Annotated in this window: 13 protein-coding genes, 2 tRNA genes and 4 rRNA genes; 15 read left to right on the plus strand and 4 right to left on the minus strand. The window is 57.9% G+C overall.

Features of this window, described 5'->3' with window-relative positions; translation table 11 throughout:
• The first annotated feature begins 63 nt into the window (after positions 1 to 63).
• The 7 genes from D9M09_RS01385 to rrf (D9M09_RS01415) all read left to right on the plus strand — a co-directional run bounded on the left by D9M09_RS01385 (position 64) and on the right by rrf (D9M09_RS01415) (position 6,806).
• Complete coding sequence (locus D9M09_RS01385) at positions 64 to 840, plus strand: enoyl-CoA hydratase (protein ID WP_121668415.1); 777 nt, start codon at positions 64 to 66, stop codon at positions 838 to 840.
• A gap of 380 nt (positions 841 to 1,220) precedes the next feature.
• Positions 1,221 to 2,751: ribosomal RNA gene (locus D9M09_RS01390) — 16S ribosomal RNA — on the plus strand.
• A gap of 81 nt (positions 2,752 to 2,832) precedes the next feature.
• Positions 2,833 to 2,909, plus strand: a tRNA-Ile gene (locus D9M09_RS01395).
• Positions 2,910 to 2,934: 25 nt separating this feature from the next.
• Positions 2,935 to 3,010, plus strand: a tRNA-Ala gene (locus tag D9M09_RS01400).
• Between the two features lie 239 nt (positions 3,011 to 3,249).
• Positions 3,250 to 6,125 (plus strand): 23S ribosomal RNA (locus D9M09_RS01405).
• Between the two features lie 136 nt (positions 6,126 to 6,261).
• A 5S ribosomal RNA gene (gene rrf, locus D9M09_RS01410) occupies positions 6,262 to 6,374 on the plus strand.
• Positions 6,375 to 6,693: 319 nt separating this feature from the next.
• Positions 6,694 to 6,806, plus strand: a 5S ribosomal RNA gene (rrf, locus tag D9M09_RS01415).
• The 16S, 23S and 5S rRNA genes sit together here with 2 tRNA genes alongside, the layout of an rRNA operon.
• A 60-nt stretch (positions 6,807 to 6,866) precedes the next feature.
• On the opposite strand, the gene D9M09_RS01420 is transcribed toward rrf (D9M09_RS01415), so the two are convergent.
• The 4 genes from D9M09_RS01420 to D9M09_RS01435 form a co-directional block, all read right to left on the minus strand.
• Positions 6,867 to 7,211 carry a DUF1840 domain-containing protein gene (locus D9M09_RS01420; RefSeq protein WP_070224486.1) on the minus strand — a complete coding sequence of 115 codons (345 nt, stop codon included), beginning with the start codon at positions 7,209 to 7,211 and terminating at the stop codon, positions 6,867 to 6,869.
• A gap of 180 nt (positions 7,212 to 7,391) precedes the next feature.
• Complete coding sequence (locus D9M09_RS01425; protein WP_121668416.1) at positions 7,392 to 7,937, minus strand: hypothetical protein; 546 nt, start codon at positions 7,935 to 7,937, stop codon at positions 7,392 to 7,394.
• Positions 7,938 to 8,001: 64 nt separating this feature from the next.
• Complete coding sequence (locus D9M09_RS01430) at positions 8,002 to 9,522, minus strand: YifB family Mg chelatase-like AAA ATPase (protein WP_121668417.1); 1,521 nt, start codon at positions 9,520 to 9,522, stop codon at positions 8,002 to 8,004.
• Positions 9,523 to 9,641: 119 nt separating this feature from the next.
• Positions 9,642 to 9,896, minus strand: coding sequence for an accessory factor UbiK family protein (locus tag D9M09_RS01435; RefSeq protein WP_070289926.1), 255 nt, complete (start codon positions 9,894 to 9,896; stop codon positions 9,642 to 9,644).
• A gap of 270 nt (positions 9,897 to 10,166) precedes the next feature.
• On the opposite strand from D9M09_RS01435, the gene D9M09_RS01440 reads away from it, so the two are divergent.
• The 8 genes from D9M09_RS01440 (at position 10,167) to ptsP (ending at position 17,958) form a co-directional block, all read left to right on the plus strand.
• Positions 10,167 to 10,934 carry a TorF family putative porin gene (locus D9M09_RS01440; protein ID WP_070311087.1) on the plus strand — a complete coding sequence of 256 codons (768 nt, stop codon included), beginning with the start codon at positions 10,167 to 10,169 and terminating at the stop codon, positions 10,932 to 10,934.
• Positions 10,935 to 10,945: 11 nt separating this feature from the next.
• Complete coding sequence (locus D9M09_RS01445; protein WP_010393464.1) at positions 10,946 to 11,284, plus strand: P-II family nitrogen regulator; 339 nt, start codon at positions 10,946 to 10,948, stop codon at positions 11,282 to 11,284.
• A gap of 11 nt (positions 11,285 to 11,295) precedes the next feature.
• Positions 11,296 to 12,837, plus strand: coding sequence for an ammonium transporter (locus D9M09_RS01450; protein WP_121668418.1), 1,542 nt, complete (start codon positions 11,296 to 11,298; stop codon positions 12,835 to 12,837).
• Positions 12,838 to 13,040: 203 nt separating this feature from the next.
• Positions 13,041 to 14,339 (plus strand): glutamate--cysteine ligase, encoded by a 1,299-nt coding sequence (gene gshA, locus D9M09_RS01455; RefSeq protein WP_070222828.1) that lies wholly within the window; start codon positions 13,041 to 13,043, stop codon positions 14,337 to 14,339.
• 96 nt (positions 14,340 to 14,435) lie between these two features.
• The gene (gene gshB / locus D9M09_RS01460) at positions 14,436 to 15,392 is read left to right on the plus strand and encodes a glutathione synthase (RefSeq protein WP_070222826.1); all 957 of its coding nucleotides are present in this window, start codon (positions 14,436 to 14,438) and stop codon (positions 15,390 to 15,392) included.
• 12 nt (positions 15,393 to 15,404) lie between these two features.
• Positions 15,405 to 15,809, plus strand: coding sequence for a PTS sugar transporter subunit IIA (locus D9M09_RS01465; protein WP_035824452.1), 405 nt, complete (start codon positions 15,405 to 15,407; stop codon positions 15,807 to 15,809).
• Positions 15,810 to 15,901: 92 nt separating this feature from the next.
• On the plus strand, positions 15,902 to 16,171 hold the full coding sequence (locus D9M09_RS01470) for an HPr family phosphocarrier protein (RefSeq protein WP_010393142.1): 270 nt from the start codon (positions 15,902 to 15,904) through the stop codon (positions 16,169 to 16,171).
• Positions 16,172 to 16,215: 44 nt separating this feature from the next.
• Positions 16,216 to 17,958 carry a phosphoenolpyruvate--protein phosphotransferase gene (gene ptsP / locus D9M09_RS01475; protein WP_121670926.1) on the plus strand — a complete coding sequence of 581 codons (1,743 nt, stop codon included), beginning with the start codon at positions 16,216 to 16,218 and terminating at the stop codon, positions 17,956 to 17,958.
• The last annotated feature ends 59 nt before the right edge of the window (positions 17,959 to 18,017 follow it).

An 18,017-nucleotide genomic window follows, 5' to 3' on the forward strand; every position in this document is an offset into this window, starting at 1 on the left:
CACCTGCCGCGCCGCTGCCGTTAGCCGCTACAATCGTTGCACCGTTCATCGAGAGGAGACACTATGCAATACGAAGACCTGATCATCGACATCCAGGACAAAGTGGCGGTCATCCGCCTGAACCGTCCCAAGGCCTTGAATGCCTTGAACGACAATATGATGAATGAGCTGGGCCACGCCTTGCTGAAGTTCGATGCCGATGAGAATATCGGCTGCATCGTGCTCACGGGCAGCGAAAAAGCCTTTGCCGCCGGCGCCGACATCGCCGCCATGGCTGACTACACTTATCCCGATACCTTTACCCAGGGCTACATCAGCCGCAACTGGGAACATATCTTGCGCGTGCGCAAACCGGTGGTGGGCGCGGTGGCCGGCTATGCGCTCGGTGGCGGCTGCGAACTGGCCATGATGTGCGATTTCCTGATCGCCGCCGACAGCGCCAAATTCGGCCAGCCGGAAATCAAGGTTGGCGTCACGCCGGGCGCGGGCGGTACGCAGCGCCTGCCGCGCGCCATCGGCAAGGCCAAGGCCATGGATCTGCTGCTGACGGCACGCACCATCGATGCCGCCGAGGCGGAACGCATCGGCCTGGTGTCGCGCGTGGTGCCGGCCGATAAGTTGCTGGAAGAAACCCTGACTGCCGCCAAGACCATCGCCGCCATGCCGACCTCGGTGGCCATGATGATCAAGGATTGCGTCAACCGCGCCTTTGAAACGACCCTGACCGATGGCGTCGCCTACGAGCGCCGCTTGTTCCAGGCTGCCTTCGGCACGCCTGCACAAAAAGAAGGCATGCACGCTTTCCTGGAAAAGCGCTTGCCAAACTTCGACGGTCTTTGATATGATTCGCCTCCCCGATGAGACGCACTAGTTTGCGGCACAAAAGGGGCGGCCTTCCGGGGCTGGGTAGTAAAAAAGAAAGTTGACGAATTAGCCGAAATGCTTCATACTCTTCCTTCTTCGCAGCTGACAAACACAACGCTTTGTCGATAGCGCGAAAGTAGCACCGAATACAGTTCTTTAACAATTAACAGTCGATAAGTGTGGGCATTTGATGTAAGTGCAGCGCTGCGCAAGCAGCGTAAAACTTAAAATATCAAATGTTCACGAAGAAATAAATGAAATAGGACGCTTCGCAAGAAGTGGCCTGTCAGTTGTTTTTGAAGTGAGCGACCCGTCAGCAATGACGGTGCCGGTAAAACGGCAAAGTAACAGAGATTAAACTGAAGAGTTTGATCCTGGCTCAGATTGAACGCTGGCGGCATGCCTTACACATGCAAGTCGAACGGCAGCACGGAGCTTGCTCTGGTGGCGAGTGGCGAACGGGTGAGTAATATATCGGAACGTACCCTGGAGTGGGGGATAACGTAGCGAAAGTTACGCTAATACCGCATACGATCTACGGATGAAAGTGGGGGATCGCAAGACCTCATGCTCGTGGAGCGGCCGATATCTGATTAGCTAGTTGGTAGGGTAAAAGCCTACCAAGGCATCGATCAGTAGCTGGTCTGAGAGGACGACCAGCCACACTGGAACTGAGACACGGTCCAGACTCCTACGGGAGGCAGCAGTGGGGAATTTTGGACAATGGGCGAAAGCCTGATCCAGCAATGCCGCGTGAGTGAAGAAGGCCTTCGGGTTGTAAAGCTCTTTTGTCAGGGAAGAAACGGTGAGAGCTAATATCTCTTGCTAATGACGGTACCTGAAGAATAAGCACCGGCTAACTACGTGCCAGCAGCCGCGGTAATACGTAGGGTGCAAGCGTTAATCGGAATTACTGGGCGTAAAGCGTGCGCAGGCGGTTTTGTAAGTCTGATGTGAAATCCCCGGGCTCAACCTGGGAATTGCATTGGAGACTGCAAGGCTAGAATCTGGCAGAGGGGGGTAGAATTCCACGTGTAGCAGTGAAATGCGTAGATATGTGGAGGAACACCGATGGCGAAGGCAGCCCCCTGGGTCAAGATTGACGCTCATGCACGAAAGCGTGGGGAGCAAACAGGATTAGATACCCTGGTAGTCCACGCCCTAAACGATGTCTACTAGTTGTCGGGTCTTAATTGACTTGGTAACGCAGCTAACGCGTGAAGTAGACCGCCTGGGGAGTACGGTCGCAAGATTAAAACTCAAAGGAATTGACGGGGACCCGCACAAGCGGTGGATGATGTGGATTAATTCGATGCAACGCGAAAAACCTTACCTACCCTTGACATGGCTGGAATCCCCGAGAGATTGGGGAGTGCTCGAAAGAGAGCCAGTACACAGGTGCTGCATGGCTGTCGTCAGCTCGTGTCGTGAGATGTTGGGTTAAGTCCCGCAACGAGCGCAACCCTTGTCATTAGTTGCTACGAAAGGGCACTCTAATGAGACTGCCGGTGACAAACCGGAGGAAGGTGGGGATGACGTCAAGTCCTCATGGCCCTTATGGGTAGGGCTTCACACGTCATACAATGGTACATACAGAGCGCCGCCAACCCGCGAGGGGGAGCTAATCGCAGAAAGTGTATCGTAGTCCGGATTGTAGTCTGCAACTCGACTGCATGAAGTTGGAATCGCTAGTAATCGCGGATCAGCATGTCGCGGTGAATACGTTCCCGGGTCTTGTACACACCGCCCGTCACACCATGGGAGCGGGTTTTACCAGAAGTAGGTAGCTTAACCGTAAGGAGGGCGCTTACCACGGTAGGATTCGTGACTGGGGTGAAGTCGTAACAAGGTAGCCGTATCGGAAGGTGCGGCTGGATCACCTCCTTTCTAGAGTTTGCACGAATCAGGTAACTGGTTCACGCATCAAATGTTCACACTTATCGGCTGTTAATATAAAGAACAGCATTTGGGGCTGTAGCTCAGCTGGTTAGAGCACCGTGTTGATAACGCGGGGGTCGTTGGTTCGAGTCCAACCAGCCCTACCAGTTTCTGTAGTCTGGAAATACCCTAGGGGGATTAGCTCAGCTGGGAGAGCACCTGCTTTGCAAGCAGGGGGTCGTCGGTTCGATCCCGTCATCCTCCACCAAAAGTTCAAACGTAAATCAGCGCAGATGGCGCCGGGATTTAGGTTTGGTCTTTTCGAGATCAAGTGCTGTATGTTCTTTAACAATCTGGAAGAAGTAAAGATTATTTATTGATCGGTTTGCCGTAAAACGCAGATCGATGGGTAATGATTGTATGTATCAACAAACAAGCAACAACGTTGTACTTTCTTATCCCTGTAGCGCTCTTTGATTACCTGGTAATCAGAGGCTAACGTTATAGGGACAAGCGAATAAGTGCACATGGTGGATGCCTTGGCGATTACAGGCGATGAAGGACGTAGTAGCTTGCGATAAGCTGCGGGGAGTGAGCAAACACACTTTGATCCGCAGATTTCCGAATGGGGCAACCCACCCTTTTAGGGTATTGCATACTGAATACATAGGTATGCAAGGCGAACGCGGCGAACTGAAACATCTAAGTAGCTGCAGGAAAAGAAATCAACCGAGATTCCCAAAGTAGCGGCGAGCGAAATGGGAAGAGCCTGTACGTGATAGTCGGACCGATAACAGAATCCTCTGGAAATAGGAGCCATAGTGGGTGATAGCCCCGTATGTGAAATCGGACCGGTGGTACTAAGCGTACGACAAGTAGGGCGGGACACGTGACATCCTGTCTGAATATGGGGGGACCATCCTCCAAGGCTAAATACTCGTAATCGACCGATAGTGAACCAGTACCGTGAGGGAAAGGCGAAAAGAACCCCGGAAGGGGAGTGAAATAGATCCTGAAACCGTGTGCATACAAACAGTAGGAGCGGACTTGTTCCGTGACTGCGTACCTTTTGTATAATGGGTCAGCGACTTACATTCAGTGGCAAGGTTAACCGAATAGGGAAGCCGTAGAGAAATCGAGTCCGAATAGGGCGATCAGTCGCTGGGTGTAGACCCGAAACCAAGTGATCTACTCATGGCCAGGATGAAGGTGCGGTAACACGCCCTGGAGGTCCGAACCCACTAATGTTGAAAAATTAGGGGATGAGCTGTGGGTAGGGGTGAAAGGCTAAACAAACTTGGAAATAGCTGGTTCTCTCCGAAAACTATTTAGGTAGTGCCTCAAGTATCACCATCGGGGGTAGAGCACTGTTATGGCTAGGGGGTCATTGCGACTTACCAAACCATTGCAAACTCCGAATACCGATGAGTGCGAGCTTGGGAGACAGACGTCGGGTGCTAACGTCCGGCGTCAAGAGGGAAACAACCCAGACCGCCAGCTAAGGTCCCAAAGATTGGCTAAGTGGAAAACGAAGTGGGAAGGCTAAAACAGTCAGGATGTTGGCTTAGAAGCAGCCATCATTTAAAGAAAGCGTAATAGCTCACTGATCGAGTCGTCCTGCGCGGAAGATGTAACGGGGCTAAGCCAGTCACCGAAGCTGCGGATATCCTTTATTGGATATGGTAGGAGAGCGTTCTGTAAGCCTGCGAAGGTGTCTTGTAAAGGATGCTGGAGGTATCAGAAGTGCGAATGCTGACATGAGTAGCGATAATGGGGGTGAAAAGCCTCCACGCCGTAAGCCCAAGGTTTCCTGTTCAACGTTCATCGGAGCAGGGTGAGTCGGCCCCTAAGGCGAGGCAGAGATGCGTAGCTGATGGGAAGCAGGTTAATATTCCTGCACCGTCGTATGATGCGATGGGGGGACGGATCGCGGAAGGTTGTCTGACTGTTGGAATAGTCAGTTTCTGCTTCATAGAAGGCACTTAGGCAAATCCGGGTGCGGAATTCAAGGGAGTGGGACGAGTGAATTTATTCACGAAGCAATCGGAAGTGGTTCCAAGAAAAGCCTCTAAGCTTCAGTCATACGAGACCGTACCGCAAACCGACACAGGTGGGCGAGATGAGTATTCTAAGGCGCTTGAGAGAACTCGGGAGAAGGAACTCGGCAAATTGGTACCGTAACTTCGGGAAAAGGTACGCCCCGGTAGCTTGACTGGTTTACTCCAGAAGGGTGAAAGGGTTGCAATAAACTGGTGGCTGCGACTGTTTAATAAAAACACAGCACTCTGCAAACACGAAAGTGGACGTATAGGGTGTGACGCCTGCCCGGTGCTGGAAGATTAAATGATGGGGTGCAAGCTCTTGATTGAAGTCCCAGTAAACGGCGGCCGTAACTATAACGGTCCTAAGGTAGCGAAATTCCTTGTCGGGTAAGTTCCGACCTGCACGAATGGCGTAACGATGGCCACACTGTCTCCTCCCGAGACTCAGCGAAGTTGAAATGTTTGTGATGATGCAATCTACCCGCGGCTAGACGGAAAGACCCCATGAACCTTTACTGTAGCTTTGCATTGGACTTTGAACCAATCTGTGTAGGATAGGTGGGAGGCTTTGAAGCGGGGACGCTAGTTCTCGTGGAGCCAACCTTGAAATACCACCCTGGTTTGTTTGAGGTTCTAACCTTGGTCCGTTATCCGGATCGGGGACAGTGCATGGTAGGCAGTTTGACTGGGGCGGTCTCCTCCTAAAGTGTAACGGAGGAGTTCGAAGGTACGCTAGATACGGTCGGACATCGTGTTGATAGTGCAATGGCATAAGCGTGCTTAACTGCGAGACTGACAAGTCGAGCAGGTACGAAAGTAGGACATAGTGATCCGGTGGTTCTGTATGGAAGGGCCATCGCTCAACGGATAAAAGGTACTCTGGGGATAACAGGCTGATTCCTCCCAAGAGTTCATATCGACGGGGGAGTTTGGCACCTCGATGTCGGCTCATCACATCCTGGGGCTGTAGCCGGTCCCAAGGGTATGGCTGTTCGCCATTTAAAGTGGTACGTGAGCTGGGTTTAAAACGTCGTGAGACAGTTTGGTCCCTATCTGCCGTGGGCGTTGGAAATTTGAAGGGGGCTGCTCCTAGTACGAGAGGACCGGAGTGGACGAACCTCTGGTGTACCGGTTGTCACGCCAGTGGCATTGCCGGGTAGCTAAGTTCGGAAGAGATAACCGCTGAAAGCATCTAAGCGGGAAACTTGCCTTGAGATGAGATTTCCCAGAGCCTTGAGCTCTTTGAAGGGTCGTTCGAGACCAGGACGTTGATAGGCTGGGTGTGGAAGTGCAGTAATGCATTAAGCTAACCAGTACTAATTGCCCGTACGGCTTGTCCCTATAACCTTAGCAGGTACAGAGGATAAGACGGTACAACGTTGCGTGTGTGTTGATACCATTCATTACCCCAATCTTTGCTTCTTCCAGATTCATGGCCTTGTCGTCCTACAGGAGACAAGCGTCAGTACAAGTTATGCCTGATGACCATAGCAAGTTGGTCCCACCCCTTCCCATCCCGAACAGGACCGTGAAACAACTTTGCGCCGATGATAGTGCTGCAACCAGTGTGAAAGTAGGTTATCGTCAGGCTTGTTATACGCAGTAAGAGAAAAACCCCACCGGATTCCGGTGGGGTTTTTTTTCGTCTGACGGTTTTGCGGGGCGCCGCGGGTGGTTGTCGGCTTACGCTGCGCTAAGCCGACCTACGCCGACCTGCGCCGACGGACATCGGCCGACATCGACCAAACCAGGTAGGTCGGATTAGCGCGCAGCGCGTAATCCGACAACACTGTTGGCGTCCGAGGGGAGACTTATGCGCTTGCGCGCCAAGCTGACCTACGGTATAATTCGCCTCCTCAGATCAGATGGTTTGCTGCCCCGTTGGGAGCAGGCTGTTGAAAAAGTTATGCCTGATGACCATAGCAAGTTGGTCCCACCCCTTCCCATCCCGAACAGGACCGTGAAACAACTTTGCGCCGATGATAGTGCTGCAACCAGTGTGAAAGTAGGTTATCGTCAGGCTTGTTATATAAAAAAACCCCGCATCAGCGGGGTTTTTTTTCGTCTGCAGCATTCATCGGACTAGATGCCCCAGGTGATGCTTTCATTTTCCGCCTTGGCCGAGCGCAGCATCTCCATCAAGGGATAGGCGCGCTGCGAGAAATGCACTTTTTGCGCGCGCGCATGGGCGCCCGTTTCGCCATCTTCCAGCGTTTCCGGCGTATGCGCATCGTGTTCGACGTCATTTTCCGGATGTAGTTTGCTTTCCGCGACTTCTTTTTCCAGCAGGGCCAGGGCATCGCCCGCTTCGGCTGGCGTGATGACGCCGCGTGTGGGGTTCTTGTGCAGGATGTCGAGGATGCGCTGGGCATGTTCCTGGTACATCAGCACTTCAGGGGAGGATTTGGATTTGAATGAGATCAACATAAGCGCTTTCTGAAACTTGTTGTTAGTGTCGAAACAATATCACGACTTGAAATGTCGCACAGGCCGTCCGATTGCCCGGATTGCACATTTGCAAGCCGGATAGGGCCATCTGTTGGACAACGCACGCATTTACAAGAGCTTGCTTGCGGTGAAAACACCCGTTTAAGCGATCGTTAAGTCTCAATCCAGTTTCACCGAGTCCATGAAAGTGTCGATGGTGTCACGCGACAGCTTGCTTTCTTCACCGAGGATGATGATCTGGAAAATCCGTTTATCCTGCGCCACAAAACGGCCGACCAGCAAGACCGGCTTGCCTTGCTGCGTGCCTTTGGCCTCGATGCTGAGCGAACTGCGCTGGTGTGTTCCGGCCGCCGTGCTGCTGGCCGTCGATGCCGATTTTTCGCTGCGCACGGTGCCGTTGATATTTTTTAACAGGGCAGTCTGCATGGCGGGCAGGGCCGCTTGCGCCTGTTCTGCGCTGTCGAGCACGGCGCTGCCGATGGCGAAGGTATTGCCATCGACCTCGCTGGCCGTCATGGTCAGGCTGATTTTCTTGCCATCGAGATCGATCTCGCGCGTCAGCACGGCCGGTTTGCCTGGAAACAAGGCCGTGAACTGGGCGTCGGGGCTGCGGTAGTCGCGCCAGTCGAACTTCGGACTGCAGGCCGACAAGATGCCGGCGGCCGCGAGCGTAGCCAGAAAGAGGGCAAGTGATGGTTTTTTCATCAGCAGATGGTAGCAGCGCCGCCAGTCGTGCGCAATCGTGCACGTGCGGCACTTACGGGCCGCCTTATATTTCACGCAGCACGCGCCGGTACTGGATCGCTTCGGCGACGTGCGGCTGCGTGATGCCGGGGCTAGCCTCCAGGTCCGCGATGCTGCGCGCCACGCGCAGTACGCGGTGATAGGTACGCGCCGACCAGTGCAATCGCGCCATGGCGCCGTGCAGCAGCTGTTCGCCATGCGTTTCCAGGCGACAATGCTGTTCGATTTCGGTGCTGCTCAGGCGCTGATTCGCCTTTCCCTGGCGTGCCAGCTGCAGGGCAAAGGCTGCCGCTACCCGCGTGGCGATGGCTCGCGTGCTTTCTCCGGCGCCGGCGTGCCGGCCCAGCGCCGCCGGCGGCATGGCGGCCACTTCAATCTGCAGGTCGATACGGTCGAGTAGCGGACCGGACAGGCGGCTGTGATAACGGAGCACGGCGTCCGGCGTGCAGCGGCAACGTCCCGAAGCGTGGCCCAGATAGCCGCACGGGCAGGGATTCATGGCGGCGATCAGCTGGAAGCGGGCAGGAAACTCGGCCTGGCGGGCCGCGCGTGAAATGTTGATCACGCCCGATTCCATGGGCTGGCGCAGCACATCGAGCACCCGGCGCTGGAATTCGGCGATTTCATCGAGAAACAGCACGCCGCAGTGCGCGAGCGAGATTTCTCCGGGGCGCGGCACGTTGCCGCCGCCCACCAGGGCCACGCCGGACGCCGTCTGGTGCGGGGCACGATAGGGGCGGCGTTTCCAGTGTTCCACCTTGAAGTGGCCGCCCAGCGAATGCACGGCGGCCGATTCCAGCGCCTCTTCGTCGCTCATGGGCGGCAGCACGCCGGGAAAACGGCTGGCCAGCATGGTCTTGCCCGCGCCCGGCGGCCCGACCATCAGGACGTTATGGCCGCCCGCGGCCGCCACTTCCAGCGCCCGCCGCGCCTGCTGTTGCCCTTGCACGTCGGCAAAGTCAGGATACGGAAAGACGTGCGCTGCCAGCATGGGCTGATGGCGTTGCAGGGCGGTCTGGCTGCCGTGCGCGGCAAAATGCGCGCAGACTTCGAGCAGGCTGTGGGCGGGATAGATGCAGGCATCGCGGACCAGCGCCGCCTCGTCCGCATTCGCCTGCGGCAGGATGAAGGCGCGTGGCGCGCCCGCCGGGCAGCGCTGCATGGCAAAGGTCATGGCCAGGGCGCCGCGAATGGGACGCAACTGGCCAGAGAGCGACAGTTCGCCCGCGAATTCGTAGTGATGTAATTGGTCGCCCGGCAACTGGCCCGAGGCGGCCAGGATACCCAAGGCAATAGGCAGGTCGAAGCGCCCCGATTCCTTGGGCAAGTCCGCCGGCGCCAGGTTGGCCGTGATGCGCCGCGCCGGCATCTCAAAGCCGCAGTTTTGCAGCGCGGCACGGACGCGGTCGCGCGATTCCTTCACTTCCGTATCCGGCAGGCCGACTATCGTAAATGAAGGCAAACCGTTGGCAAGGTGGACTTCGACACTTACCTCGGGCGCTTCCATGCCGGCCAGGGCGCGGCTTTTCAGGACGGCCAGACTCATCAAACTCCCCTGTGGCGCGGGCGCGGGCAGTCTCAGTCTAGCGCGTGAAACGCCGTCAGGCTTGAGCTATGCCAGCAAGGCCGTCAATAACGTGGTCTGGCTGGCGTCAGCTTACAACCTTACACCTTGGCCTTGGGTTCGTTCAGACGGGTTTCCAGTTCGATCAGGCGCAATTCCAGTGCGTCGAGCTTGGCGCGGGTCTTGGCCAGCACTTGCGCCTGGATATCGAATTCCTCGCGCGTGACGAGATCGAGGCGGGCGAAGCCTTGGGTCATCATCGATTTCACGTTTTTCTCGATATCCTTGGCCGGCGAGTTCTCGATGGCCTGGTGGATCTTGCCTTGCAAGTCGTTAAAGAAGGTATTCATGTCCATGTTCAGTCCTTTTATGGTGCGGCATGTGCATCGCACCATTGCGGTGCACAGCGGTGTTAATCTGGTGCGAAAATAGGCAAATCCACAACGCTTCAGCAACGTATTTCCGCATGCCCAGCGGCTTGCACGGTATGTATGGCCGGAAAGGCACCTGTCAAGGTGGCAAGAGAGCTGGCACGTATTCTGCTAAAGAAGGTATGAACGCTTTGTGATCTCCAGCCAAGATTTTAAACCTCAACCGCTTTAAAAGTTCAATAAAAGGGAATCGCCATGAAGAATCTGTCCAAGAACATGACTTTAGCTGCAGCGTTGACGCTGGCCATGACCGCCTTGTGCGGCAGCGCCATGGCCCAGGATGCAGTGGCGGCGCCTGCTGCGGCCGAAGCCGTACCTGATAACGTGGTGAGCTACAACGTGGCGCTGACCAGCGACTACCGCTACCGTGGCGTGTCGCAAAGCCGTCTCGACCCTGCCATCAGCGGCGGCGCCGACTATACCCACAATCCGACGGGTTTGTACGTGGGGACCTGGCTGTCGAGCATCAAATGGATCAAAGACGGCGGCGGCGATACCAACCTGGAATGGGATATCTACGGCGGCAAACGTGGCGAGATCAGCAAGGATTTCACCTACGATGTGGGCGGCCTGTACTACTTCTATCCCTCGAATGGGCTGAGCACGAACGCGAACACCTTCGAACTGTACGGCCAGCTCGGCTATGGCCCGGCCTACATCAAGTACTCGCATTCGACCAGTAATCTGTTCGGCGTGCCTGACAGCAAGAACAGCGGCTACCTCGATGTGGGTGCCAACGTCGATGTGCACGATGGCTACATGCTGAACCTGCATGCCGGACGCCAGAAGGTCGCGCACAACGATTCCCTCAGCTATAACGATTACAAGATCGGCGTGACCAAGGATTTCGGCGTGGTGACCGTGGCTCTGGCCGCCGTCAAGGCCAACATCACGTCGCTGGCACCGAATGGCAAGAATCTGGCGAAATCCGGTCTCGTGCTGACCGTATCCAAAACCTTTTAAGCGAGACTGCCATGAAAATGATTACTGCAATCATTAAACCGTTCAAACTGGACGAAGTACGCGAAGCCTTGTCGGCTATCAATGTGCAAGGCATTACCGTCACCGAAGTCAAAGGTTTCGGCCGCCAGAAAGGCCATACGGAACTCTACCGTGGCGCCGAGTATGTCGTTGATTTTTTGCCAAAAACCAAGATTGAAGCAGCCGTCGATGACGCCATTGTCGACCAGGCCATCGAAGCGATCGAAGGCGCCGCGCGTACCGGTAAAATCGGCGACGGCAAGATTTTCGTCTACAACCTGGAACAAGTCATCCGCATCCGTACCGGTGAAACCGGCAACGAAGCGCTCTAAGGGGAATATTGATGCGTAAAAATATAACAAAATTGCTCGCTGGGATAGCCTGTCTGTGTGCGTTTGGCGTCGCCGCGCCAAGCTTTGCCGATGCCCCCGCCAAGACGGAGGCGGCCACGACCACGGCCGTCGCCGCTCCCGCCGTCACGCCCGTGCCTGACGCCGCGCCCGCTGCCGCCGCTCCGGCTCCGGCCCCGGCCGCTGCCGCACCGGCTGCCGCCCCTGTCGCCAACAAGGGCGATACCAGTTTCATGATGATTTCCACCTTGCTGGTGATTTTGATGACCATCCCCGGCCTGGCCCTGTTCTACGGCGGCCTGGTGCGCTCGAAGAACATGCTGTCGGTGCTGATGCAAGTGTTCATGGTGTTCGCGCTGGTCATCGTGCTGTGGTGTATCTACGGTTACTCGGTCGCCTTCACGGAAAAAACCGCCTTCTTCGGTGGCTTCGACCGCCTGTTCCTGAACGGTATCTGGGATCCGGCCAAGGGCACGTTTGCCGCCGCCGCCACCTTCAGCAAGGGTGTCGTCATTCCCGAGTTCGTCTTCGTCGCCTTCCAGGGCACGTTTGCCGCCATCACCTGCGCACTGATCGTCGGCGCTTTCGCCGAGCGCGCCAAGTTTGCCGCCGTGCTGGCCTTCGTCGTGCTGTGGTTCACGTTCGCCTACCTGCCAGCGGCCCACATGGTGTGGTTCTGGACCGGTCCTGACCTGATCACCAATGCCGCCACCTCGGCCAGCGAAGCCCTGAAAGCGGGCTGGATCTGGCAAAAAGGCGCGCTGGACTTCGCCGGCGGCACCGTGGTGCACATCAATGCCGCCGTCGCCGGCCTGGTGGGCGCGATCATGATCGGCAAGCGCGTCGGCTACGGCCGCGAATCGATGGCGCCGCACTCGCTGACGATGACCATGATCGGCGCCTCGCTGCTGTGGGTGGGCTGGTTCGGTTTCAATGCCGGTTCCTCGCTGGAAGCGGGCGACGTGGCGGCCCTGGCCTTCGTCAACACCTTGCTGGCCACTGCCGCCGCCACCCTGTCGTGGGTATTTGGCGAGTGGATCAGCAAAGGCAAGCCATCCATGCTCGGTGGCGCGTCCGGCGCCGTGGCCGGCCTGGTGGCGATCACCCCGGCGGCCGGCTTTGTCGGCCCGATGGGCGGCCTGGTCATCGGCCTGCTGGCCGGTATCGTCTGCCTGTGGGGCGTGAATGGCCTGAAACGCCTGATCGGCGCCGACGATTCGCTCGACGTGTTCGGCGTGCATGGCGTGGGCGGTATCCTCGGTGCCTTGCTGACGGGCGTGTTTGCTGCACCACAATTGGGCGGCCAGGGCATCTTCGACTATGTCACCAACAAGATGTCGGCCGATCCGTATTCGATCGGTCATCAGGTGTGGGTGCAGGCGCAAGCGGTCGGCACCACCATCCTGTGGTCGGCCGTCGTCTCCGTCGTCGCCTATAAACTGGTCGACATCGTCATCGGCTTGCGCGTACCGGAAGAAGAAGAGCGCGAAGGCCTCGACATCACCAGCCATGGCGAGCAAGCGTATCATGGTTAAATAACAAGGATATGGCATGCCAGCGCCCCGGCGCGGCATGTCCGGCCAGAAAGGCGCCTCATTGAGGTGCCTTTTTTTCGTTGTGGGAATGGAAAAGGTCTTTAAAACAAGGGTTTTGCCCCGATTTGGGGTACTTACACGGTAATATAGTCGGCAGTTCTGTGTGCTTTTTTGAATACTGCACATAATTTAAGGATGTAACTATGGTTCCCCATCTCGTCACGGCCCTGACCGGACCGCTGCTCGACCTCGAAAAAAAGATTCTGGCCGCGACGCCGGCCATTGAGCGCTGGTTTCGCATGGAGTGGCAAGAACACACGCCGCCCTTCTATTGCTCGGTAGACTTGCGTAACGCCGGCTACAAACTGGCGCCCGTCGATACCAATCTGTTCCCTGGCGGTTTCCATAACCTGGCCACGGAAATGCTGCCCCTGTCCGTGCAGGCGGCCATGGCTGCCATCGACAAGTATTGCCCGGACGCCCGCAACCTGCTGATCGTGCCGGAATTGCACAACACCACGCCGCAATACCTGCAGAACGTGGCGCGCCTGATGCAAATCTTCCGCCAGACGGGACTGCACGTGCGCTTCGGTTCGTGGTCGCCCGAGATCACCCAGCCGACACCGCTGGCCCTGCCGGACGGCAACATGCTCGTCATCGAGCCCCTCGTGCGCCTGAACAACGGTCGCCGCCTGGGCTTGAAGGATTTCGACCCGTGCACGATTCTGCTGAATAACGACTTGTCGGACGGCATCCCCGATATCTTGCAAAATATTCATGAACAAAGCTTGCTGCCGCCCTTGCACGCGGGCTGGGCTTTGCGCCGCAAGAGCAACCACTACACGGCCTACGATGAAGTGGTGAAAAAATTCGGCAAGATGATCGATGTCGACCCGTGGATGCTCAATCCCTTCCACGCCAAGTGCAGCGACGTCAATTTCCAGGAAGGCGAGGGCGAAGATGCGCTGGCCGCCAGCGTCGACGTGCTGCTGGCCAAGATCCGCAAGAAATACAAGGAATACGGCATCAAGGAAAAGCCCTTCGTCATCGTCAAGCCCGATGCGGGCACGTATGGCACGGGCATCATGACGGTGCGCGACGCCAGCGAAGTGCGCGACCTGTCGCGCAAGCAGCGCGACAAGATGTCCATCGTCAAGGATGGCAAGGTCGTCACCGACGTCATCATCCAGGAAGGCGTGCCCACGTTTGAAAGCATCAAGGATGCCGTGGCCGAACCCGTCGTCTACATGATCGACCGCTATGTGGTGGGCGGCTTCTACCGCGTGCACGCGGAAAAGGGTGTCGACCAGAACCTGAACGCCCCAGGCTCGCAGTACGTGCCGCTGGCGTTTGCCCAGCAGCATGCCGTGCCGGACTTGAAGGCCAAGCCGGGCACGGCCGCGCCGAACCGCTTCTATGTGTATGGCGTGGTGGCGCGCCTGGCCTTGCTGGCCGCGTCGCTGGAAATGGAGCGCACGGACCCGAATCCCGAGGTGTATTGATCGCTCCCCGCAGCTTGCCGGGCGCGGTGACTACCGCACCTGGCGATCTCGGCTAGAATCAAGCATTCCTTATCAGGCTCCCCGATTGGACGCACCATGAAAATTGCATTCCTTGCCGACCCGCTGGCAGGCTTCAAGACTTACAAAGATTCCACCTTCGCCATGATGCGCGAGGCGGCCAAACGCGGTCATGCCGTGTACGCGTTCGAACAGAAGGACATGGCGCTGGAAGAGGGCATCGTCACGGCACGGGTAAACCACATCGCGCTGACGGGCGACGAACACGATTGGTACAAGGTCGTCTCGACCGAGGAAGTGCGCCTGTCGGCCCTGGACGCCATCATCGAGCGCAAGGACCCGCCGTTCGACATGGAATACGTGTACGGCACGTATTTGCTGGAACTGGCGGAAAAGCAGGGCGCGCACGTCTTCAACAAGCCGTCCGCCATCCGCGACAACAATGAAAAGCTGGCGATTGCCCAGTTTTCCGAATTCACGTCGCCGACCCTGGTGACGTCGGATGAAGCGCGCCTGCGCGCCTTCCACGCCAAACACCAGGACGTCATCTTCAAGCCGCTCGACGGCATGGGCGGCACGGGCATCTTCCGCGTCAAGGCCGATGGCCTGAACCTGGGCGCCATCATCGAGACCTTGAGCGAGAACGGCGCGCAGACCATCATGGCGCAGCGTTTCATCGCCGACATTGTCAAGGGCGACAAGCGCATCCTCGTCATCGGCGGCAAGCCGGTGCCGTTTTCGCTGGCGCGCATCCCGCAGGCGGGCGAAGTGCGGGGCAACCTGGCGGCCGGCGGCACGGGCGTGGCGCAGCCATTGACGGCGCGCGACCTGGAAATCGCAGAAAAGCTGGGCCCGATCCTGGCCGCGCGTGGCCTGATGCTGGTAGGATTGGACGTGATCGGCGACTATCTGACGGAAGTCAATGTCACCAGCCCGACCTGCTTCCAGGAAATCATGCAGCAAACGGGTTTTGACGTGGCTGCCATGTTTGTCGACGCCGTCGAGCATGGCGTTGCGCAAGCGCAGCAGCGCTAGAGGGTATTGACTATGGTAGGGATTTTGCTCATGACACATGCACCGCTGGGACAGGCTTTCATCGCCGCCTGCGCGCATGTGTTTCGCGGGCCAACGGAACGGTTTGAAGCCATCGACGTCGTCGCCGACCAGGACCTGGCGGAAGTGCAGAAGCTGGCGTCGGACGCCATCTGCCGCCTTGACGACGGCTCCGGCGTGCTGGTGATCACCGACGTGAAGGGCGGCACGCCGTCGAACTGCTGCAACAAGCTGGCCGATGCGGGCCGGGTGGAAGTCATCGCCGGCATCAGCCTGCCGATGCTGCTGCGCGCCATCACGTATCGCCGCGACACGCTCGACGTGGTGGTGGAGATGGCGCTGGCCGGCGCGCAAAGCGGCGCCGTGCGCGTCGATAACCGCATTCGCGTGGGCGAGTAAGGAAGTACATGGCCGCCGCCCTGAAGGCGGCGGGTTTTATAGGCCAAGATTGTCATCAGCGTAGTGCATTCAGGGATAGAGACCATACAAAAATGATTCAAAAAGAACTCGAAATCATCAACAAGCTGGGACTGCACGCACGCGCCTCCGCCAAATTTACCCAGCTCGCCGCCAAGTTCAAGAGCGACGTCTGGCTGACCCGCAACGCGCGCCGCATCAACGCCAAGTCCATCATGGGCGTGATGATGCTGGCCGCCGGCAAGGGCGCGAAAGTGACCCTGGAAGCCGAGGGCGATGATGAGCAGGCATGTGTCGATGCGCTCACCGCCCTGATTAATGACAGGTTTGGCGAAGGCGAGTAATGCCCGCCGAACGCAGCCGCAGCCGCATTCCGACAGGTCAACCCATGGCATCTTTCACGCTCCACGGCATCCCGGTTTCCCGCGGCATCGCCATCGGCCGCGCACATCTGCTGGCGCCGGCCGCCCTTGACGTCAAACATTACCTGGTCGCCCAGGAACAGATCGAAGCCGAAGTCCAGCGCCTGCAAAGCGCCATCGCCACCGTCCACAAGGAACTGCAGACCCTGTGGAACGAGCTGCCCAAGGATGCGCCCACGGAGCTGGGCGCGTTCATCGACGTGCATGCGCTGATCCTCTCCGACCCGATGATTTCCGAAGCTCCGCTCGACATCATCCGCAAGCGCCATTACAACGCCGAATGGGCGCTGTTGACGCAGATCGATGAGTTGTCGGCGCAGTTCGATGAAATCGAAGACCCGTACCTGCGCGAACGCAAGGCCGACATCCAGCAGGTGGCCGAGCGCGTATTGAAAGTCTTGCTGGGCACGGAGCAGCTGCTGCCCAAGGCCGCGGCCGAAGACGAATTGATGGCGCAGATGATCGTCGTCGCGCACGACATTTCTCCGGCCGACATGCTGCAGTTCCGCGACCGCTCCTTCATCGGTTTCATCACCGACGTGGGCGGGCAGAACTCGCACACGGCCATCGTCGCACGCAGCCTCGATATCCCGGCCGCCGTCGGGATGTCGCAGGCGTCGATGCTGATCGACCAGGATGACTGGCTGATCATCGACGGCGACGCCGGCGTCGTCATCGCCAACCCCAGCGCGCTGGTGCTGGAACAGTACCGCGAGCGCCAGGTGGCCATGCAGCGCGCGCGCAAGAAGCTGGGCAAGCTGAAAAAGACGCCGGCCGTGACCAAATGCGGCACGCCCGTCACCCTGCTGGCGAATATCGAGTTGCCCGAGGATTGCGCGTTTGCGCTGGAGTCGGGCGCCAGCGGCGTGGGCCTGTTCCGCTCCGAATTCCTGTTCATGGGCCGCGCCCACAAGATTCCCACCGAGGACGAGCAGTTCGAGGCTTACCGCAACACGGTGCAGTCGATGAAGGGAAAAGTCGTCACCATCCGCACGCTCGACATCGGCGCCGACAAGCCGCTCGACCAGTCCGACCATACGGCATTGAATCCCGCCCTGGGCCTGCGCGCCATCCGTTACTGCCTGGCCGAGCCGCAGCTGTTCCTGACGCAGCTGCGGGCGATTTTGCGCGCCTCGGCCTTCGGCAAGGTGCGCATCCTGATCCCGATGCTCGCGCATGCGTTCGAGATCGACCAGTCGCTGTCCATGATCGCGCAAGCAAAGGCCAGCCTGCGCGAGGAGGGCGTCAAGTTCGACGACGAGGTCGAAGTGGGCGCCATGATCGAGATTCCGGCCGCCGCGCTGGCCCTGCCCATGTTCGTCAAGCGCATGGATTTCCTGTCGATCGGCACGAACGATCTGATCCAGTACACCCTGGCCATCGACCGGGTCGACTACGAAGTGGCGCATTTGTACAATCCGCTGCATCCGGCCGTGCTGCAGCTGATCTCCATGACGATCGCGGCCGGCCACAAGGCGGGCATCGACGTGGCCGTGTGCGGCGAGATGGCGGGCGACGTGAAGCTCACGCGCTTGCTGCTGGGCATGGGGCTGCGCGAGTTTTCCATGCATCCGGCGCAGCTGTTGGCGGTCAAGCAAGAGATCCTCAACAGCGACCTGGGTCTGATTGCGCCACAAATGCGCAAAATTATGCGTTCGATGGAACCAAATGTGATCGCGGAAGCCGTCCAGCAACTGCAGCTCATGTAAACTGTCACCTTAAGCATCAGGACACATCGCGCGCGGCAAGAGGTGTCCTGATGTTAAAG

The sequence above is a fragment of the Janthinobacterium agaricidamnosum genome, assembly GCF_003667705.1.
Classification (GTDB): Bacteria; Pseudomonadota; Gammaproteobacteria; order Burkholderiales; family Burkholderiaceae_D; genus Janthinobacterium.

Bases quoted from the DNA above. Each gene is read 5' to 3' on its own strand.
- D9M09_RS01385 (WP_121668415.1), top strand. From the start codon at position 64: ATGCAATACGAAGACCTGATCATCGACATCCAGGACAAAGTGGCGGTC.
- D9M09_RS01420 (WP_070224486.1), bottom strand. From the start codon at position 7,211: ATGTTGATCTCATTCAAATCCAAATCCTCCCCTGAAGTGCTGATGTAC.
- D9M09_RS01425 (WP_121668416.1), bottom strand. From the start codon at position 7,937: ATGAAAAAACCATCACTTGCCCTCTTTCTGGCTACGCTCGCGGCCGCC.
- D9M09_RS01430 (WP_121668417.1), bottom strand. From the start codon at position 9,522: ATGAGTCTGGCCGTCCTGAAAAGCCGCGCCCTGGCCGGCATGGAAGCG.
- D9M09_RS01435 (WP_070289926.1), bottom strand. From the start codon at position 9,896: ATGGACATGAATACCTTCTTTAACGACTTGCAAGGCAAGATCCACCAG.
- D9M09_RS01440 (WP_070311087.1), top strand. From the start codon at position 10,167: ATGAAGAATCTGTCCAAGAACATGACTTTAGCTGCAGCGTTGACGCTG.
- D9M09_RS01445 (WP_010393464.1), top strand. From the start codon at position 10,946: ATGAAAATGATTACTGCAATCATTAAACCGTTCAAACTGGACGAAGTA.
- D9M09_RS01450 (WP_121668418.1), top strand. From the start codon at position 11,296: ATGCGTAAAAATATAACAAAATTGCTCGCTGGGATAGCCTGTCTGTGT.
- gshA (WP_070222828.1), top strand. From the start codon at position 13,041: ATGGTTCCCCATCTCGTCACGGCCCTGACCGGACCGCTGCTCGACCTC.
- gshB (WP_070222826.1), top strand. From the start codon at position 14,436: ATGAAAATTGCATTCCTTGCCGACCCGCTGGCAGGCTTCAAGACTTAC.
- D9M09_RS01465 (WP_035824452.1), top strand. From the start codon at position 15,405: ATGGTAGGGATTTTGCTCATGACACATGCACCGCTGGGACAGGCTTTC.
- D9M09_RS01470 (WP_010393142.1), top strand. From the start codon at position 15,902: ATGATTCAAAAAGAACTCGAAATCATCAACAAGCTGGGACTGCACGCA.
- ptsP (WP_121670926.1), top strand. From the start codon at position 16,216: ATGGCATCTTTCACGCTCCACGGCATCCCGGTTTCCCGCGGCATCGCC.